12 protein-coding genes and 2 pseudogenes are annotated in these 16,184 nt (G+C 76.5%); all 14 read right to left on the reverse strand.

The features are described from left to right. On the reverse strand, positions 1 to 1,024 hold a 1,024-nt coding region (ftsZ, locus tag KPL57_RS56760), incomplete at its 3' end, for a cell division protein FtsZ (RefSeq protein WP_226358456.1). A gap of 213 nt (positions 1,025 to 1,237) precedes the next feature. Continuing rightward, the gene (locus KPL57_RS56765) at positions 1,238 to 2,311 is read right to left on the reverse strand and encodes a cell division protein FtsQ/DivIB (protein WP_226358457.1); all 1,074 of its coding nucleotides are present in this window, start codon (positions 2,309 to 2,311) and stop codon (positions 1,238 to 1,240) included. Positions 2,312 to 2,399: 88 nt separating this feature from the next. Continuing rightward, the gene (murC, locus tag KPL57_RS56770) at positions 2,400 to 3,815 is read right to left on the reverse strand and encodes a UDP-N-acetylmuramate--L-alanine ligase (protein ID WP_226358458.1); all 1,416 of its coding nucleotides are present in this window, start codon (positions 3,813 to 3,815) and stop codon (positions 2,400 to 2,402) included. Then, positions 3,812 to 4,888, reverse strand: a complete 1,077-nt coding sequence (locus tag KPL57_RS56775) for a glycosyltransferase (RefSeq protein ID WP_051050412.1) — start codon at positions 4,886 to 4,888, stop codon at positions 3,812 to 3,814. Before KPL57_RS56775 ends, murC begins: the two co-directional genes overlap by 4 nt. Positions 4,889 to 7,042: 2,154 nt before the next feature. Continuing rightward, positions 7,043 to 8,323 (reverse strand): putative lipid II flippase FtsW, encoded by a 1,281-nt coding sequence (gene ftsW / locus KPL57_RS56780; RefSeq protein WP_226358459.1) that lies wholly within the window; start codon positions 8,321 to 8,323, stop codon positions 7,043 to 7,045. After that, positions 8,320 to 9,738 carry a UDP-N-acetylmuramoyl-L-alanine--D-glutamate ligase gene (gene murD / locus KPL57_RS56785; RefSeq protein WP_226358460.1) on the reverse strand — a complete coding sequence of 473 codons (1,419 nt, stop codon included), beginning with the start codon at positions 9,736 to 9,738 and terminating at the stop codon, positions 8,320 to 8,322. The genes ftsW and murD overlap by 4 nt, the downstream gene beginning before the upstream one ends. Further along, positions 9,735 to 10,805, reverse strand: a complete 1,071-nt coding sequence (gene mraY / locus KPL57_RS56790) for a phospho-N-acetylmuramoyl-pentapeptide-transferase (RefSeq protein ID WP_020627574.1) — start codon at positions 10,803 to 10,805, stop codon at positions 9,735 to 9,737. The genes murD and mraY overlap by 4 nt, the downstream gene beginning before the upstream one ends. Then, entirely contained in the window at positions 10,802 to 12,247 is a 1,446-nt protein-coding gene (gene murF, locus KPL57_RS56795) for a UDP-N-acetylmuramoyl-tripeptide--D-alanyl-D-alanine ligase (protein ID WP_226358461.1), read from the reverse strand. Before murF ends, mraY begins: the two co-directional genes overlap by 4 nt. A 94-nt stretch (positions 12,248 to 12,341) precedes the next feature. Further along, on the reverse strand, positions 12,342 to 12,788 hold the full coding sequence (locus KPL57_RS71085; protein ID WP_308253167.1) for a glutamate ligase domain-containing protein: 447 nt from the start codon (positions 12,786 to 12,788) through the stop codon (positions 12,342 to 12,344). A 157-nt stretch (positions 12,789 to 12,945) separates the two neighbouring features. Next, positions 12,946 to 14,816: pseudogene (locus KPL57_RS71095) on the reverse strand (Mur ligase family protein); the annotation flags it as partial. 73 nt (positions 14,817 to 14,889) lie between these two features. Then, positions 14,890 to 15,102, reverse strand: a pseudogene (locus tag KPL57_RS71100) (penicillin-binding transpeptidase domain-containing protein); the annotation flags it as partial. Further along, positions 15,027 to 15,278 (reverse strand): penicillin-binding transpeptidase domain-containing protein, encoded by a 252-nt coding sequence (locus tag KPL57_RS68395; RefSeq protein ID WP_308253166.1) that lies wholly within the window; start codon positions 15,276 to 15,278, stop codon positions 15,027 to 15,029. The pseudogene KPL57_RS71100 and the gene KPL57_RS68395, both read right to left, overlap by 76 nt. A gap of 115 nt (positions 15,279 to 15,393) precedes the next feature. Then, positions 15,394 to 15,672 carry a hypothetical protein gene (locus tag KPL57_RS56810; RefSeq protein ID WP_226358462.1) on the reverse strand — a complete coding sequence of 93 codons (279 nt, stop codon included), beginning with the start codon at positions 15,670 to 15,672 and terminating at the stop codon, positions 15,394 to 15,396. Continuing rightward, positions 15,669 to 16,043 (reverse strand): hypothetical protein, encoded by a 375-nt coding sequence (locus KPL57_RS56815; protein WP_226358463.1) that lies wholly within the window; start codon positions 16,041 to 16,043, stop codon positions 15,669 to 15,671. The genes KPL57_RS56810 and KPL57_RS56815 overlap by 4 nt, the downstream gene beginning before the upstream one ends. Positions 16,044 to 16,184 lie beyond the last annotated feature (141 nt).

Below are 16,184 nucleotides of genomic sequence, written 5' to 3' on the forward strand. Positions count from 1 at the left end.
CGGCCTGCTGGGCGGACCCGGCGGGCTTCTGGCTGCCGCGGGCGAACACGGCGGGCTCGAGCTTCTTGTGGGTCGGCGTGCCGCCCTCGAAGCCGGCCGCTATCACGGTGACCCGCACCTCGTCGCCGAGCGAGTCGTCGATCACGGTGCCGAAGATGATGTTCGCCTCGGGGTGCGCGGCCTCCTGGACCAGCGACGCCGCCTCGTGGATCTCGAACAGGCCGAGGTCCGAGCCGCCCGCGATCGACAGCAGCACACCCTGGGCGCCGTCCATCGACGCCTCGAGCAGCGGCGAGTTGATCGCCTTCTCGGCGGCCTGCACCGCGCGGCCCTCGCCGCGTGCGGACCCTATTCCCATCAGCGCCGACCCGGCACCGGACATGACCGACTTGACGTCGGCGAAGTCCAGGTTGATCAGGCCGGGGGTGGTGATCAGGTTGGTGATGCCCTGCACACCGGAGAGGAGGACCTCGTCGGCGGAGCGGAAGGCGTCCATCAGCGAGACGCCGACGTCGCCGAGCTGCAACAGCCGGTCGTTGGGGATGACGATGAGGGTGTCGCACTCGTTGCGGAGCGCCTGGATGCCCTCCTCGGCCTGGCCGGCGCGACGGCGCCCCTCGAAGGTGAACGGGCGGGTGACGACGCCGATGGTCAGGGCACCCAGCTTGCGGGCGATCGACGCGACGACGGGCGCACCGCCGGTGCCGGTGCCGCCGCCTTCACCCGCGGTGACGAAGACCATGTCGGCCCCCTTGAGGACCTCCTCGATCTCCTCGGCGTGGTCCTCGGCGGCCTTGCCCCCGACCTCGGGGTTGGCGCCGGCACCGAGGCCGCGCGTCAGCTCACGGCCGATGTCGAGCTTCACGTCGGCGTCGGACATGAGGAGGGCCTGGGCGTCGGTGTTCACCGCGATGAACTCGACGCCCTTGAGGCCGACCTCGATCATCCGGTTGACGGCGTTGACGCCGCCGCCACCGATGCCGACCACCTTGATCACTGCCAGGTAGTTGTGCGGGGGCGTCATGCGCGGCACCTTCCAGTCGCTCGGGGTCCGGGGTTCGGGTGGGTCAAGCTCCGGGTGCCCCGGGCCTTCGAACGCGCACGCTAAGTGGAGTGCGGTGCCCGGGTCCAGCAGGCGCGCCGCGCAACGACAACACCCCGCTCGGGTGGTTCGTCTTCTCCCCCGATGGAAACGCGCAGGGTCGTCGTCCGGTCACCCGCTGCAGCGGGCGGGTGCTCAGCGTTGCCGGACGGTGACCAGCGACGGGCTGGAGACGTCGTAGACGGCGCCCGGGCGCTGCAGCACCGGCCCGAGGACCCGGGCCCGGGCGGCGGTCTGCCCGGTGTCCGCCCACGGGCCCCACAGGACCCGCCGGTCCTCGGTGAGCCCCAGCTCGAAGGTGGAACCGCCCCCGCCGAGCGACAGCGTCTGGACCTGGTCGCGGACCGGGACCGGAAGCGCCTGCAGGACGCCGACCGCGGCGAGGGTGGCGGGGTCGTCCGGGGCGATGCGCGGCAGCTGCAGCCGGGGCAGCCGCACGTCCGGCGGGGCGTCGCGGTAGACGAACCCGGTGACGTCGACGAGCTTCGGTCCGTCCGGTGTGTCGAGCACCGCGGCCGGAGTGCGTTCGGTCACGACCACCACCAGGGTGTCCGGCCAGGACCGGTCGACCTCCACCGCGGCGACGCCCGGGATGGCCGACACCCGGGCGGCGACGCCGTCGGTGTCCACCGCCGCGAGCGGGACCCCGGTCTGGTCGCCGGCGGCGTCCTCGACGTCGCGGACCGGGATCTGGCGGGTGCCGTCGACCCGCACGGTGGCCACCGGCGGGCCGTACTGCCCCAGCGCCCACCAGCCGGCCGCGGACACCCCGAGGAGCACGACGGCGGCGGTGGCCAGCACGGCGACGAGGCGGCGGCGCCGGTAGCGGGGGTCGCGGCTGCGCGACCGCTCGGCCGCACGGGCCGCCGTGCGCTCCCGGACGGCGGCGGCCGCGCCGCGTCCGGTCCCCCGGCCCGCCGTCCCGGCCCGGTCGGTGCCGGCCGCCCCGTCGTCGGTCGCCCCGTCGTCGGCGTCGGCGGCGGCGTGGTCGGCGGCGGCAGCGTGGTCGGCCGCGGCAGTGTGATCGTCGGTGTCGGCGGGGGTCCCGGCGGTGCCACGGCGTCCGGCGCGGCGTTCGGCGGCACGGCGCTCGCGGATGCGGCGGGCACGCTCGGCGGCACGCCGTTCCCGGTCCGGGTCACGGCGGCCCGAGGAGCGGGCACCGTCCCGGGCCCGGTCGTCGCCGGTGTCCTGCTCGTCGCTGCTCATCGTGCCCCCGCTGTGCCGCCGGTCTGCCGCCGGTCTGCCGCCGCTGTCCCACTGCCGTGGCGCTGGTGTGGCGCTGCTGCCCGCGCGCTCACCCCTCGCCGGCGAGCTCCCGCAGGATCTCCGGCCCGAGCGCGGTGACGTCACCGGCGCCCATGGTGATCACGACGTCCCCGTCGGTCGCGAGCGCGGCGATCGCCGCGGGTGCCCGCTCCCACGAGGGGGCACGGTGCACCCGCTCGGCCGGCAACGTCACCGCGTCGGTGATGAGCGCCGGACCGACGCCGGGTTCGGGATCCTCCCGGGCACCGTAGACGTCGAGCACCATCACCTCGTCCGCCAGCGACAGCGACGCGCCGAACTCGGCGGCGAACAGCCGGGTGCGGGAGTACAGGTGCGGCTGGAACACGACCAGGACGCGGCCGCGCCGCCCGTTCCGGACCGGCGCGGCCTCGCGGGCGGCGCGCAGGGTGGCGGCGACCTCGGTGGGGTGGTGGGCGTAGTCGTCGTAGACCGACACGCCGCGGGCGCGGCCCTTGAACTCGAACCGGCGCTGCACCCCGCCGAACCCGGCGAGCCCCTCCAGCAGCACGGCTGGGTCGGCCCCGACGGCGCGGCCGGCGAGGAAGGCACCGAGCGCGTTGAGGACCATGTGCTCACCCGGGACGCCGAGGGTGAGCTCGTGCTCGGCGTCGCCGGTGCGGAACCGGGCGCGGCAGCCGGTGCCGTCCGGGGTGAACTCGAGCAGCCGGGCGTCGTGGCGGCCGGTCGCGGTGCGGCCGTAGCGCAGCACGGTGACGCCGGCCTGCTCGGCCCGCACGGCCACGGCCTCCGACCCGGGGTCGTCGGCGCAGGCGACCAGGGTGGCGCCGGGGACGAGCCGCTCCAGGAACCGCTCGAACACGGCCCGGTAGGCGGCCTCGTCGCCGTGGTGGTCGAGGTGGTCGGGCTCGACGTTGGTGACGATCGCGACCGACGGGGCGAACGCGGTGAACGAGCCGTCGCTCTCGTCGGCCTCGACGACGAACACGTCGCCGCTGCCGTGGTGCGCGCCCGACCCGGACACCGACAGGTCGCCGCCGATCGCGAAGGACGGGTCGGCCCCGGCGTGCTGCAGGGCGACGGTGACCATCGACGTCGTCGAGGTCTTGCCGTGCGTCCCGGCGACGGCGACCAGCCGCCGTCCCTCGGTCAGCGCGGCCAGTGCGACCGCCCGGTGGACGACGTCGTAGCCGCGCTCGCGGGCGGCGGCCAGCTCCGGGTTGGTCTCCCGGATGGCGGTGGAGACGACCACGGTCGGCGGGGCCTCGCCGTCGTGCCGCAGGTGGCCTGCGTCGTGCCCGGTCTCGACGCGGGCACCGAGCGCACGCAGCGCGGTGACCGTGCGCGAGTCCCGCGCGTCGGACCCGGAGACCGTGGCCCCGCGGGCGAGCAGGATCCGCGCGATCCCGCTCATCCCGGCGCCGCCGATCCCGATGAGGTGGACGTGGTCGGAGAGCACGCTCACCGGCCCGCCACCTCGAGGACGATGCGGGCGATCTTCTCGTCGGCCTCGCCGTGCCCGGCGGCGCGGGCGCGGCGGCCCATGGCCAGGGCCAGGTCGGGGTCGGTGAGCATCGGCATCAGTTCGTCGATCGCGCGGTCGCCGTTCATGTCCTCGTCCTGCACGAGCTTGCCACCCCCGGCCTCGACGACCGGACGGGCGTTGAGCGCCTGCTCGCCGTTGCCGTGCGGCAGCGGTACGTACACCGCGGGCAGCCCGACCGCGGTCAGCTCGGCGACGGTGGTCATGCCCGAGCGGCCCAGGACGACGTCCGCGGCGGCGTAGGCGAGGTCCATCCGCTCGATGTAGGGCACCGGCACGTAGCCGGGCCGCGGGTCGGCGGGGGTGCCGCCCTTCCCGTACGCGTGCAGCACCGAGATGCCGCGCTCGGTGAACGCCGGCAGCGAGGCGGCGACCGCCTCGTTGAGCGTCCGGGAGCCCTGGGAGCCGCCGAAGACCAGCAGCACCGGGCCGTGCGGCGGCAGGTTGAAGTACGTCCGGGCCTCCGGCCGCAGCGACGCCCGGTCGAGGGTGGTGATCGAGCGGCGCAGCGGCATCCCGACCACCTCCTCGTTCGCGAGGCCGGTACCGGGCACCGCGACGCAGACGGCGGAGGCGAACCGCGCGCCGACCTTGTTCGCGAGCCCGGCGCGGGCGTTGGCCTCGTGCACGACGATCGGCACCCGGCCGCGGGCACCCAGGTATGCGGGCAGCGAGACGAACCCGCCGAACCCGACGACGACGTCGGCCTCGGCCGCCTCCAGCACCTCCCGGACCCGCTTCACCGCACCGCGGACGTTGCCGGGGAGCTTGAGCAGGTCGGCGGTGGGCTTGCGGGGCAGCGGCACCGGCGGGATCAGCTCGAGCGGGTAGCCGCGGGCCGGGATCAGCTGGGTGTCGAGGCCCTTCTCGGTGCCGAGCGCGGTGATCCGGGCCCCCGGGACGAGCCGGCGGATCGCGTCGGCGACGGCCAGCGCGGGCTCGATGTGCCCGGCCGAGCCACCCCCGGCGACGACGACCGACAGGCCGCCCGACACCGGACCCGGTGCCTGCTCCCCCGCGGGACGCGTGGTGGCGGGGCCGCCGGTGCGGGTCGCGTCGGGGGCCGTGGGTACGGGCACGCCGGGTCCCTGCACACCCTCGCCCTGCGGGCTCTGCTGCGGGCCGGTCGGCTGCGGACCGGTCGGCTGCCGACCGGGCACCTGGGGGCCGGGTCCCTGGAAGCCCTGGGGCTGCGGGGCGCCGGGATCCTGGGGGTTCTGCGGGGCACCCGGGCCCTGCGGCCCGGGAGCGCCGGGGCCGTACTGACCGGGGACACCCGGTCCACCAGGGCCGTACTGGCCGGGGGCGCCGGGGCCTGCCGGGCCGAACCCGCCCGGGCGGAACGGGCCGGTCCCCGCGGGACCCGGTCGTCCGGGGCCCGCGAACCCGGGCGCCGGGCGGCCGGGGCCCTGCTGTCCCGGGGCGGCCGGGCCGGGGCCCTGTCTGCCGGGGGCATGGGGGTGGTGCGGACCGGTGCCGGGCAGGGCGTTCGGGCCCGTCGGGCCGGGACGCCCGAACTGCTGCGGGCCGGGTCCGCCGGGGACCGGGCCGGGGCCCTGCGGACCGACGCCGGGACGGCCCGGCGCGTACGGGCCGGGGGCGAACCGGCCGTGCGGCGGAACCGGACCGCGGGGGCCGGTCGCCGACAGGGCGCCCGGCTCGGGCCCGCTCTGCGGACCGGTGGCGGTGACGCCGGCGTGCTCGCGCTCGTCGGGCCGGCCCGGGCGCTGCTGCGGAGCCGACGGAGGCCGGGCCTGCTGCCGACCGGTTCCCGACGGCCCGTCCGCCGAGGCGGCGGCCGGGAGCCCTGCGGTGTCACCGGCGGGCTGCGCGACGGTCGGCGGTTCGTCGGGGGCCGCCTGCTCACCCCGGGCGTCGGCGACGGGCCGCTGCGGGCCGGTCCCGGCGTCGGGTCCGGACGCGTCGGCCGAGTCCGGGCCGGTGCCGTTCGGGACGGCACCGTTCGGGACGGCACCGTTCGTTCCGGTGCCCTCCGCACCGGCGCCCTGCGGGGTCGTGGTGTGCGGCGTGGCGACGGTGGGGCCGGTGTCCGTGGCGGACCCGCCGGGAACGTCCGGTCCCGGACCGGCGGCGGGGCCGTCCTGCGCCGGGCCGGTGCGCGGCACGCCGTTCACCGGGTCGCCGGACCGGGTCGGGTCCGCGCCGTCCGCCGGGCCGCGGTCCGCCGGCGCCGATCCGCCGCGTCCGGTGCTCGCGCGCGGGGTGAACAGGTCGTCGGCCGCACCGGGTCGCGCCGGCATCGCTGCGGGGGGCACCGGTCGCCCGGGCCGGCGACGCGGCAGGCCGCCCGGCTGCCCTCCGGCGTCGTCGGAACGCGGGGCGCCGGTGCGGCCGCGCGGCCCACCGTCCGGGGCGCCGTCCTGGCCGCCGGTCACGGCGTTCGGGCCCTGCGGGGCGCCCTGGTCCCCGCCCCCGGCAGCGCCGCGCGGAGCCCCGTTGCGCGGGGCCCCGTTCAGCGGGGCGCCCTTGCTCGGGTCGCCGTTCTGCGGAGCGCCGTTGCCCGGGGCGCCGTTCTGCGGAGCGCCGCTGCCCGGGGCACCGTTGCGCGGAACGCCGTTGGAGGGGCCGTCGTTGCGCGGAGCACCGTTGAGCGGGGCCTCGTGGCGGTCGGTGCCGTCCGGCCGGGGCTCCTCGTGCGCGGCGCCGCCCACCGGCCGTGCCGCCCCGCGGTCGCCGTGCGCGACGCCGTTCGTGCCCTGCGACCCGCTCCCGTTCAGCGGGCGGGCACCCGGGCGCCGGGACTGCGCGTGCGGGTCCCACCCGGTCCCGGGCAGCCGCTGCGGCCCACGCGCGCCCTGCGGCTCCCCCGGCTCCGCGGAGGGCTGTCCCGAGGGGGGCTGCGCCGACGGGGGTTGCGCGGGGGCGCTGAACAGGTCGGAACCCGACGGGGTCTCCGCAGGCCAGGCCGGGCGCCCACCCGTGCCACCGGCTCCGTCGGGCCCGCCGAAGACCACGCCGTCCGGCCGGACCTCGTGGGGCCCGGGAGCACGGCCGCCCATGGTCGGACGCCGGCCGGGCTCCCGGCCCGAGCCGGTGCCGTCGTTCCCGCCGGTCTGATCCGTACCCGTCACGCTCTCGTGCCCCTTGCGTCGTCCGTCGTGTCCGCTTCCACCCGGAGTGGGAGCGCCCTAACGCGCCGCCCACCGCGACACCGGGACCGGTGCGCGGTAGGGCTGCGGCAACGGCAGGCGCAGCAGCTTCGCCAGCCGCCCCTGCCCGTCCTTCCGGAGCGCGGCGACCGCCTCCGGCTCGTGCCGGGCCGCGTTCGTGAGCAGCCCGAACAGGAACATGGTCACCACCAGCGAGGTACCGCCGGAGGAGATCAGCGGGAGCTGCAGCCCGGTCACCGGCAGCAGTCCCACGACGTACCCGATGTTGATCGAGGCCTGGACGACCAGGCCCGCCGTCGACGTCGCGACGACGATCCGCAGCCACGGGTCGGTGTTGCGGGCGGCGATCCGCATGCCGGTGTAGGCCAGCGTCGCGAACAGTGCGAGCACCGCTCCCGCCCCGACCAGCCCCAGCTCCTCGCCGATGATCGCGAAGATGAAGTCGTTGTGGGCGTTGGGCAGGTAGTCCCACTTCGCCCGGCCCTGGCCGAGCCCGACGCCGAACAGGCCGCCGTCGGCGAGCGCGTACAGCGCCTGCGTCGCCTGGTACGCCGGACCCAGCGGGTCCGCCGACGGCGACAGGAACGCCGTGATCCGGCTGGCCCGGTAGCCGGCGGTCAGCCCGAGGATCACCGCACCGGCCAGGCAGCCGCCCGCGATCAGCGCGAGCAGCTTCACCGGGGCACCGCCGAAGTACAGCAGCGCGAGCATGATGATCCCGACCGAGATCGTCATGCCCAGGTCGGGCTCCAGCACGAGCAGCGTGAAGATCACCAGCGTCACCGGCACGACCGGGTTCAGCGCGTGCTTCCAGCGGTGCATCACCGCGCGGCGGGCGGCCAGCACGTGCGCGCCCCACAGCGTCAGCGCGATCTTCGTGCCCTCCGACGGCTGCAGCGACACCGGGCCGAACGCGAACCACGACCGGGCGCCGCCGCGCAGCGCGCCGATCCCCGGGATCAGCACCAGGACCAGCGCGACCAGCCCGATGATCAGCAGCACCGGTGCCGCGGCCCGCAGGCGTCGCGGCGGCACACGCAGACCCACGTAGAACAGCACGAGCCCGACCCCGCAGAACATCAGCTGGCGGGTGAACACCGAGTACGACGAGCCGTCGCCGACCGACGACGCCGACAGCACCATCACCAGCCCGAACAGGGTCAGCAGCCCGAAGACGCCGAGGATCAGGTGCAGCGAGGTCAGCGGCCGGCGCAGCCAGCGCCGCAACCGCCGCACGGCCCCGCTGGCGCCGGTGACGGCGACCTGGCCGAGCGTGCGGTCCGGCGCGGCCGGGCTCACCGGGACACCCCGGCGGCGGCCAGACCGGCGACGGCCGCGGCGAACGCGTCGCCGCGGTGGGCGTAGTCGCGGAACTGGTCCATCGAGGCGGCGGCCGGGGCGAGCAGCACGACGTCGCCGGGGCGGGCCAGGCCGGACGCGCGGCGGACCGCGGCCGGCATCGGGTCCTGCAGGTCGGAGGGCGCCATCGGGCCATCGTGTCCCGGCGCGACCTCGTGCACCGGGAGGCCGGGCGCGTGTCGCGTCAGCGCCTCGACGATCGGTGTCCGATCCGTCCCGATCACGACGATCCCGGCCAGCCGCTCGGCGTGCGCGGCGGCGAGCAGACCGAGCTCGGCCGGGTCCACACCCTTGAGCAGCCCGCCGACCACCCAGACCGCGCGGGCGCCGGGCCGGCGGGCGGCGACGGCGGCCAGCGCGGCCCCGGCCGCGTGCGGATTGGTCGCCTTCGAGTCGTCGAGGTAGGTGACACCGGCGTGCTCGCCCACCGGGGCGCTGCGGTGCGGGCCGGGGGTGAACGCCGCCAGGGCCGCGCCGATGTGGGTCGGGTCGACACCGTGCGCGCGGGCCAGCGCGGCCGCGGCGAGCGCGTCGGTGATCCCGGGCGGCCCCGGAGGGACGACGGCGTCGGCCGCGAGCAGCTCCCCGCCGCCGAACGCGCGGTCGGTCAGCACCCCGTCGGCGACACCGAGCTGGTCCGGCCCGGGGGCGGACAGCGTGACCCCGACCCGGCGCGGAGCCGGGGCCCGTGCCAGCAGCCGGGCCGCGACGGCGTCGTCGACCCCGCCGACGGCGACGTCCCCGACCAGCGCGCGGGCCTTCGCCGCGGCGTAGGCGTCCATCCCACCGTGCCAGTCCAGGTGGTCCTCGGCCACGTTGAGCACCACGCCCGCGGCCGGGCGCACCGACGGCGACCAGTGCAGCTGGAAGCTCGACAGCTCGACGGCGAGCACCGCGTGGCCCGCGGCGACCGCGGTGACCACCGGGTGGCCGATGTTGCCGCAGGCGACGGCGTCCACCCCGGCGCGCGCGAGGATCTCGGCGAGCATCTCGGTGGTGGTGGTCTTGCCGTTGGTGCCGGTCACCACCAGCCAGGACGGCGGCGTGTCGCGCAGCGCGCCGAGCCGCCAGGCCAGCTCCGGCTCCCCGATCACCTCGACACCGAGCCCGGCGGCCTCGGCGACCAGCGGGTGGTCGGGGCGTCGCCCCGGCGAGGTGACGACCGTACGGACCCCCTCGGGGATCCCGCCGCCGCGCCACGGCTCGACGCCGTCGGGCAACGAGGCCAGCGCCTCCTCCCGGTCGTCGGACAGCAGCACCCGGGTGCCCGCGTCCACCAGGGCCGCCGCGGCCGCGAGACCGGAGACACCGGCCCCCGCGACCAGGACGGGTCCCCCGCCGAACGGGCCGCTCATCCGGAACCCGACATGGACAGCCACTCGGAGTAGAAGATGCCCAGCCCCATCGCCGCGCAGATCGCGGCGAGCAGCCAGAACCGGATGATGACCGTCGTCTCGGCCCATCCGGCCAGCTCGAAGTGGTGGTGGAAGGGCGCCATCCGGAACAGCCGCCGCCGCGAGGTGCGGAACACGATGATCTGCAGCGACACCGACAGCGCCTCGACGACGAACACACCGCCGATGACCACGAGCAGCAGCTCGGTGCGGGTCACCATGGACAGGCCGGCGAGCAGGCCGCCGAGCGCCAGCGAACCGGTGTCGCCCATGAAGATGCGGGCCGGCGCGGCGTTCCACCAGAGGAACCCGATGCAGCCGCCCATCGCGGCGGCGGCGACCAGGCCGACGTCGAGCGGGTCGCGGACCTCGTAGCAGCCGGCCGTCGCGGCGATCGCGCAGTTGTTGCGGAACTGCCAGAACGCGATGATCACGTAGGTGCCGAGCACCATCGCGGCGGTGCCCGCGGCGAGGCCGTCGAGGCCGTCGGTGAGGTTCACCGCGTTCGACCAGGCGGCGACGATCAGGTTGCACAGCAGCACGAAACCGACGACGCCGAAGCTCAGCACCGTGATGTCGCGGACGAACGACAGGCTCTCCGAGGCCGGGGCCAGGTTGCGCTCGTTGACGAAACGCACGGCGAGGATGCCGAAGATCGAGGCGGTCAGCACCTGGCCGACGATCTTCGAGGTCTTGTTGAGGCCGAGGTTCCGCTTCCGGCGCAGCTTCAGGTAGTCGTCGAGGAACCCGACGACGCCCAGCGCGGTGGTCAGGAACAGCACCAGCAGCGCCGAGGCGGTGATCGGCTCCCGGGTGAACGCGTGCGAGCCCAGATAGCCGACCCAGATGGCGAGCAGGATCGCCACGCCGCCCATCGTCGGCGTACCGCGCTTGGACTGGTGGCTCTGGGGGCCCTCCTCGCGGATCTCCTGCCCGAAGCCCTGCCGCGCGAAGAAGCGGATCAGGTACGGGGTGAGCAGGATCGACACCGCGAGCGCGAGACCCGCGGCCAGGAACAGGCCTCTCACCGGTACACCGGTCCTTCGGTCGTCAGCAGGCCGGCGGCGAGCCGCTCCAGCCCGGCGCTGCGGGAGGCCTTGACCAGCACGACGTCGCCGGGCCGGGTCCGCTCCCGCAGCAGGGTCAGGGCGGCGGGCAGGTCGGCGACGTGCTCGGCGCCGGGCCCGTAGTCGGGCGCCCCGACGGCGACCACCAGGGCCCCGGCGGCGCGTGCGTACTCCGCGACCCCGGCGTGCTCGGCGGCCGCGTCGTCCCCGATCTCGGCCAGCGGGCCGAGCGCCGCCCAGGCCCGGCGGTCCGGACCGGCGATCTGCCCGAGCGCGTCGATCGCGGCGCGGACGGACTCGGGGTTGGCGTTGTAGGCGTCGTTGACGACGGTCACCCCGTCGGCGCGGTCGGTGACCTCCATCCGCCAGCGCGACGCCGGCGACGCCGCGGACAGCGCCGCCGCGATCCCGTCCGGGGTGCCGCCCAGCTCCAGGGCGACCGCGGCGGCGGCGAGGGCGTTGGAGACCTGGTGCTCCCCCACCAGCCGCAGCGCGACGTCGGCCGCCCCGGCCGGGGTGACCAGCCGGAACGACGCCCGTCCCGAGGTCAGGGCGACGTCGGTGGCCCGCACGTGCGCGTCCGCGGCGCGTCCGAAGGTGACGACCCGGGCGGAGGTGCGGGACGCCATGGCGGCGACCAGCTCGTCGTCGGCGTTGAGGACGGCGACGCCGCCCCGCCCGCCGGGCAGGTCACCCGGGGGCAGCGCCTCGACCAGCTCGCCCTTGGCCGTGGCGATCGCGGCGCGGGACCCGAACTCGCCGAGGTGGGCGGAGCCGACGTTGAGCACGACCCCGATCCGCGGTGGCGCGATCGCGCACAGCGCGGCGATGTGGCCGATCCCGCGGGCGGAGAACTCCAGCACGAGGTTGCGGGTGCCCGCGTCGGCGCGCAGCGCGGTGTACGGCGTGCCGAGCTCGTTGTTGAACGACTCCGGCGGCGCGACGGTCGGCCCCAGCGGGGACAGCACCGCGGCCAGCAGGTCCTTGGTGGAGGTCTTGCCCGCCGATCCGGTCACGCCGACGACGGCGAGCCCCGGCAGGGCGCCCAGCACGTGCCGGGAGAGGCGGCCGAGCCCGGCCAGGACGGCGGCGCCGGTCCCGTCGGGGTCGACCGCACCGAGGTAGGTCTGGCTGTCGCGCCCCTCGACCGGCGGCACGACGATCGCCGGGGCGTCGACCTCGCGGCCCGCCAGCACCGCGGTCGCCCCGCGGGTGACGGCCTGCGCGGCGAAGTCGTGGCCGTCGGCCCGCTCCCCCGGCAGCGCCAGGAACAGCCCGCCCGGCCCGATCCTCCGGGAGTCGAACTCGACGGCGGTGACCGGTGCGGCGGCGGCCTCGTCGTCGATGCGGTGCAAGCGCCCGCCGGTCACGGCCGCGATCTCCGCCGGCGTCATCTCGATCATCGCCCGCTCGCCTCCACCGGTCCGATCCGTCTTCCTGCCCGTGCGCGGGCCGTGCCGGGTGCCGGCACGGCCCGCCGTGATGCCCCGCGGCGCGTCACGTCGCCGCCCGGATCGCCGCCACCAGCTCGTCGGTGTCGTCGAACGGGTACTTGACGCCGTTGATCTCCTGGCCCGCCTCGTGGCCCTTCCCGGCGACCACCACGGCGTCGCCGGGGCGGGCGGAGCGGACCGCGTAGACGATCGCGCTGCGCCGGTCGCCGATCTCGATGACGTCGCCGCGGGCGGGCTCGGCGAACGCGCCGTCGAGCATCGCGCGGCGGATCGCGCCGGGGTCCTCGCTGCGGGGGTTGTCGTCGGTCACGACGAGCACGTCGGACCGGATCGCGGCGGCGGCGCCCATCAGCGGGCGCTTGCCGGTGTCGCGGTCCCCGCCGCAGCCGAGCACGGTGATCACCCGCGCGTGCGGGCGGACCTGGCGGCGCAGCGCGTCGAGCAGGGCGGCGACGGCGGCGGGCTTGTGCGCGTAGTCGACGACGCCCAGCCAGGGCTGACGGCGTCGACGCGCTGCATCCGACCCGGCACCGACGCCCGGGCGAACCCGGCCGCGGCCGTCTCCGGGGCGATCCCGTCGCGTCGAGCACGGCCAGCGCGACGAGCGCGTTCGCGACGTTGTAGCGGCCGGGCAGGCTCAGGGTGACCGGCACGGCGAGCCCGCCGGGGCCGACCGCGGTGAAGGTCTGGGTGCCGTCGGGGTGGCGGTGAGGTCGCGGACCGTCCAGGTGGCGTGCGGTCCCGCGCGGTTCGGAGGAGACGGTGACCGCGTCGCGGTGGCGGGCCGCCAGCCGACGGCCCCACTCGTCGTCGACGCAGACGACCGCGTGCCGCGCGGCCTCCACCCCCGCCCCGCCGCCGCCGAACAGCCGGGCCTTGGCCTCGAAGTAGTCGGTCATCGTGGGGTGGAAGTCCAGGTGGTCCTGGGACAGGTTGTGAAGGCCCCTGCGGTGAACCGGGACCCGCCGACCCGGCCGAGCTCGAGCGCGTGGCTGGAGACCTCCATGGCCACGTCGGTCACGCCGGCCTCGACCATGACCGCGAACAGCGCCTGCAGGTCCGCGCCTCGGGGGTGGTGAACGCGCTGGGGAGCGCCCTGGCCGGGCTGGCCGGGGACCTGCCCCCGGGTCCGGACGGTGCCGAGCAGGCCGGTGGCCCGTCCGGCGGCGGTCAGGCCCGTCTCCAGCAGGTGCGCGACGGTCGTCTTGCCCGAGGTGCCGGTCACCCCGAGCACCCGCAGCCGGGCGGTGGGCTCGCCGTAGACGGCGGCCGAGACCGGCCGAGGACCTCGCGCGGGTTCGGGTGCACCAGCACCGGGAGCCGGGAGTGCCGGATCTCGGCGCGGTCCGCGCCGCGGCGTCGGTGGATCGCGCCCGGCGCCGGCGGCGATGGCCTGCGCGGCGAAGTCGGCGCCGTGGGCGCCCGGGCGCCGGGCAGCGCCGCGAACAGGTCGCCGGGCGCACCGAGCCCGCCCGCAGGTGGCGCCGGTGACGGTGTGCGGCCCGCGGCGGCGGGGTCGAGCAGGGGGCCGGGGCCGCTGCCCGCGGTGCGCGGGTTCAGCTCGGCACCGGCGAGCCGCCCGAGCAGGGCGACGTCCGACCGGGCGCACCTGCGACGGGGCGCTCCGGCAGCGACTCGAGGGACCCGCCACGTCACCCGTCCCCGTCCGGTCGCCCGACCACCCACCCGGCCCGCCGTCGTGGCGCGGTCCGCCGGTGCTCCGGGAGCGGGCGGTGGCTGCGGTGTGGAGGTCGGGCACAGGGCCGATGATTACCGACCGGCACGGGCCGCCCCTCCCCCCGGTCGGCGCCCCCGACCGCTCGCGGAGGCGGTCGCGGCGGGCGGCGGACAGTCGACCGGACCCCGGCCGTCCGACCAGCCGGATACGGCCATCCGGCGCAGGTTCCGGCCCGGTGGCGGGCCGCCGGGCAGGCGCACGGCGGCCCGGCCGGCACCCGTACGGGTGGGGCAGCGGCCGGACCGTCCGACGCAGCCGGACCGCACCCGGCCGCGCCGTCACCTGATCTGCAGGGTCTGCACCGGGCGGCGTCGTCTGCACCGGCACCGCGTCGCGCTGGGGCCAGGTAGAGGCGATGTCGTGGAACAGCGGGGCCGCGCTCGTCCCGCCCTTCGGGGCGTCGAGCATGATCCCGATCACGAACCGCGGGTCCTGGGCCGGGAGCATCCCGGCGAAGGTGATCCAGTACTGGGAGCGCGAGTACGCCCCGGTCGCCGGGTCCACCTGCTGGGCGGTGCCGGTCTTGCCCGCCACCTCGTAGCCGGGCACCGCGGCGGCGGGCCCGGTGCCGGACTGGCCGTGCGCCTTCTGGGTGACGGCGGTAGGCATCGTCCGCAGCGTCTGCGCGGTCTGCGGCGACATCACCTGCACCGGCTCGGGGGCCTCGGTCGGCACCCGGACGCCGTCCGGGCCGGTCGTCGCGGCGATGATCCGCGGCGGGATCCGGACGCCGTCGTTGGCGATGGCCTGGTACATCCCGCCCATCTGCAGCACGGTCATCGACAGGCCCCTGCCCGATCGGCAGGTTGCCGAAGGTGGAGCCGGACCAGTCGCGCGCGGCTGGGACCCCGCCCGCCGCTCTCGCGGGCAGCCCGACACCGGTCTTCTGCCCGATGCCCATCTTCGCGAGCATGTCCGAGAAGCGGTCCTCGCCGACCTTCTGCGCGGTCATCAGCGTGCCGACGTTGGAGGACTTCGCCAGCACACCGGTCAGCGTGTAGTGGTCGAGGCCGTGCTCCCAGGCGTCCTTGATCGTCCGGTCGGCGACCTCGATGCTGCCGGGCACGCCAGCACGTCGTCGGGCTTGGCGACGCCGGCCTCCAGCGCGGCGGCCATGGTGACCACCTTGTTGACCGAACCGGGCTCGAACGGCGTGGTGACGCCTTGTTGCCCAGCGTGTTCGGGTCCGCGGACAGCAGCTGCGGCCGGGTCGAACGAGGTGTTGTCGGCGAGCGCGAGCACCTGCCCGGTCGCCCGGTCGAGGACGACGGCCGAGCCCGCTGCGCGCCTCGGAGCGGCCCGCCGCGGTAGTCGGCCAGCATCCGCTGCACCTGGAACTGCAGGTCGGAGTCGATGGTCAGCTGCACGTCGAGCCGGACACCGCGGCCTGTTCGGAGCGCACGCTGCCGGGGATGACGGTGCCGCTGCCCTCGGCGGTGTCGGCGATCTGGAAGCCGTCGCTCCCGGCGAGCAGCCCGTCGTCGGAGGACTCCAGGCCGATCCGGCCGATGAGCTTCTGCGCGTCGGCGCTCCAGGTCGCGGCGCCGATGATGTTCGAGGCCGCGTCCGGCGTTTGGGGTACTGGCGCGCCTCGCGGCTCTCCTCGGCGATCTCCGGGAACTCCTGCGCAGGTCACGGGCGGGCCCGGGGTCGACCGCGGTGGCCATCACGGACGTAGCCGCGGTCGCTGTTCAGCGCCCGCTTCAGCTCCTCGGGTCGCCGTGGGTCACCGCGGCGACGGCGTCGGCCATCCGGTTCTTGTAGGGCGACCGCGTCCGCGCCCTTGGTCGAGTTGATCAGGCGCGGGTTGGTGACGAGCGCCTTGGACTCGGTGGAGAACGCCAGCACCGCGCCGTTGCGGTCACTGATCGCGCCGCGCTCGGCCGGGATGACGATCCGGCTGGCGCGCTGCTTCTCCGCGTCCGCGGCGGTCAGCGTGCCCGCCTGCACCGTCTGGACGACCACGAGCTTCGCCCCGGACACCAGCAGCAGGGCGGCCAGTGCCACCCAGGCCAGGCGCAGCCGGAACCGCGGGTCGTCGGCCGGGGACCGGCGGCCGTCCGCCCCGCGGACCCTGCCCCCGCGGCCGGGGGCGCGGCGGCGCGTAGACCATCAGTTCCCGCCCGCCGCCCGGGTGTCGGCCGGACC

It is taken from the genome of Pseudonocardia sp. ICBG601 (assembly GCF_020496245.1).

Coding starts and splice junctions, on each gene's coding strand:
- KPL57_RS56765 (WP_226358457.1), bottom strand. CDS start 2,311: ATGAGCAGCGACGAGCAGGACACCGGCGACGACCGGGCCCGGGACGGT.
- murD (WP_226358460.1), bottom strand. CDS start 9,738: ATGAGCGGCCCGTTCGGCGGGGGACCCGTCCTGGTCGCGGGGGCCGGT.
- murF (WP_226358461.1), bottom strand. CDS start 12,247: ATGATCGAGATGACGCCGGCGGAGATCGCGGCCGTGACCGGCGGGCGC.